This window comes from Chrysiogenia bacterium (assembly GCA_020434085.1).
Taxonomy (GTDB): Bacteria; JAGRBM01; JAGRBM01; order JAGRBM01; family JAGRBM01; genus JAGRBM01.
This window is the reverse complement of sequence record JAGRBM010000464.1, coordinates 1-2,504: the sequence shown is the minus strand read 5'-3', so window position 1 is coordinate 2,504 and position 2,504 is coordinate 1. Positions and strand designations below refer to the sequence as shown.

At 61.8% G+C, this 2,504-nt stretch carries 3 protein-coding genes; all 3 read right to left on the bottom strand.

The genetic code is table 11. The features are described 5' to 3' along the window. The coding region (locus tag KDH09_15700) for a hypothetical protein (GenBank protein MCB0221142.1) at nt 1-506 on the bottom strand (506 nt) is incomplete at its 3' end. Between the two features lie 342 nt (nt 507-848). Further along, the gene (locus KDH09_15695; GenBank protein ID MCB0221141.1) at nt 849-1,964 is read right to left on the bottom strand and encodes a hypothetical protein; all 1,116 of its coding nucleotides are present in this window, start codon (nt 1,962-1,964) and stop codon (nt 849-851) included. Nucleotides 1,965-2,178: 214 nt separating this feature from the next. Then, the coding region (locus tag KDH09_15690; protein ID MCB0221140.1) for an excinuclease ABC subunit UvrA at nt 2,179-2,504 on the bottom strand (326 nt) is incomplete at its 5' end.

Sequence of the window (2,504 nt, the reverse complement as noted above, 5' to 3'; positions counted from 1 at the left end):
GGGATGGTTGGTTTCCCGTAGCCCACCCGCTCCGCCAGCGCCCGGCTCCGCGACAAAATCCAGCGCGCGGCCTGGAGCTGCAGCGGCGCCGGTCCATCGAGCAGCGCCAGAAAGATGCTCGCCGTGGGTAGCCAGTTCAGGTAGTGCCCGAAATCGTCGGTCTCTTCATCGCGCTCGTGGCGGCCGAGCAGCTCGACCAGTGCTTCGCGCTTTGTCTGCTCGGTCGCCGGCGTCACGGCCAGGCGCACCACGTCGGCAAAGAGGGCGCTGGCAGTCGCCCAGTCTTTTTTCGAAGCCGCCCGTTTGGAGGGTGCCGCTCTCGTGTGAACACCCAGCGTCGTCGCCGCCATCACGCGCAGGTTTGCATTGCGCGAGCCGCGAGCGATCTGCGCCACCATCGCCAGCGCAACCGCGCGCATCACCGCCCATGCGGGATTGCGCATCAGCGGACCGCGGGTCTGCGCGAATTCTTCGAGCAGGTCTCTGGCGAGGCGGCGGGCGTTCATGAGCGCGAAGCGCATCCTTTCAGCTCTCCCCCCGCAGCCGGGGGGAGACGGGCAAAGCCCGGAGGGGGGAGTTTCGAGCCGGTTCACAACGCCCCCCTCAGTCCGGCTACGCCGGACAGCTCCCCCCGGCTGCGGGGGGAGCGCAACACCGTTGGGCCTCCCGGCCCACTCTTCTTCATTGTGAGGCTTTCTCTCCGCCGCGCAAGCGCCCGTGACCCAAGATGACCCGTAATGACCCAAGATGGCCCACGATGGACCGAGATGACCCGCACATTGTCACAAAAAAACGGGCCCCGATTGGGGCCCGTTTTCGGGCTTCAGAACAAACCCATCGTGTTTTGCTTATGGCTCCATGTACGCGGAGAAATCCGTCGCCGAAACAAAGGTCCCGTCTCCGCTGCAGCCATCGTCCTCATCAGAGTCGCTCATTGCACCCAAGGTCACGTTGCCGCCATAGCAGACACCGCCGTTGATCTCGTCGGGGCCGGGGCCCGAGGTATTGTCCCACACCTCTCGGGTGTTGATGTTCAGCCGGTCGACCCAGAAGGGCATGGACATGCTGTCCTGCGCGTCGACCCAGATCGTGCCGTTGACCGTGCTGCGGTCTTCGGTATCGGTATAGAGGTCGATCGAAGTGACCGAGCCGTTGAAGGTCACCATTTCATACGGCATGCCATCACCCAGCCAGTCGCCGGTGATCTCGCAATTGATGAAGGTGAGAACATCCTGGATGAAATATTCTTCGGTGACGATCTCATCACCGTCGATTTCCACCACGATGGATTGATCCAGCCGGACCATGCTGCCGTCGTTGTCACACTCGCCGAGCTGGTGCCCGGTGAGCGCGACATCGCGCGTGGTATCGTTGCCGTCGGCATTGATGGCGTCTCCGGCCTCATCCACGATGTCCTGGCTGCTGTAGCCGTCCTCGGCAAAAATCGCGGTGATCGCATTGGTCAGGGCCTGGGTGTCGTAAACATTACGATCCTCATTGGACCATTCACCTTCGTTCTCCGAGCCGAAGGTGACATTCGGAACCTGCAGGTTGTTGAGGGGAATCAGTTCGACACTGCCTGCCTGAGCCGTGAACAGGTCGGTGTCTTCGCCGCTGTTGATCTGCATGATCAAACTGGCTTCGGCCGCCGTCGATGAGAGCATTCCGTTAACCGAGTAGGTACCCCCGCCGCCGATTGTGATGCTGAGGTAGTCACTCTCCGACGCAAGCGCACTTGCCGAAGCGCTGTACTTCTCCGGAATCACGCCGTCGCAGTCCCCTTCGCAGGTGTCGCTGGCCACGTTTGAAATCACGTTGACGCTGCCGCCCTCGCCCAGGGTGCCGCTGAGCTCACCCAGGTTCAGGAAAATCGACGTCGCGTCGCTGCCGCAGGCATGAAAGCCCATGCTGCTGGCGAAAATGACCGCAAAGGTCACCAGCCAGGATTGAATGTGTTTTCTCATGATTTTTTCGCTCCCTGTTCTTCCTCAAGAATCGTCTTGTCCGGCATTGGCCGCTGCATCCCCGCTGATGCGACGGCTGCCGCCGTGATTACTCCGTGAAGCTGCCAACCTTAGATGAGGGCATTCTGCGATTTCAAGAAAAAGCGCGCGAAACCCGCCTGAAAGTGCATTGCAGTGGCGAATTGACTCAATTTCGGGTGATCGAAATCACAGTTCAGGCGAGAATTTCGGCCAGGAAGCTGCCGGTGTGGGAGCCCTCGACGCGGGCAACCTGCTCGGGGGTGCCGGCGGCGATGATGCGCCCGCCCTCGTCGCCGCCCTCGGGGCCCAGATCGATGACCCAGTCGGCGGCCTTGATGATGTCGAGGTTGTGCTCGATCACCACGACGGTGTTGCCCTCGTCGGTGAGCCGGTGGAGCACTTCGAGGAGCTTGTCCACGTCGGCAAAGTGCAGGCCGGTGGTGGGTTCATCGAGGATATAGAGCGTCTTTCCGGTGGAGCGTTTGGCCAGCTCGCGGGCGAGCTTGATGCGCTGGGCCT

Coding starts and splice junctions, on each gene's coding strand:
- KDH09_15695 (MCB0221141.1), bottom strand. CDS start 1,964: ATGAGAAAACACATTCAATCCTGGCTGGTGACCTTTGCGGTCATTTTC.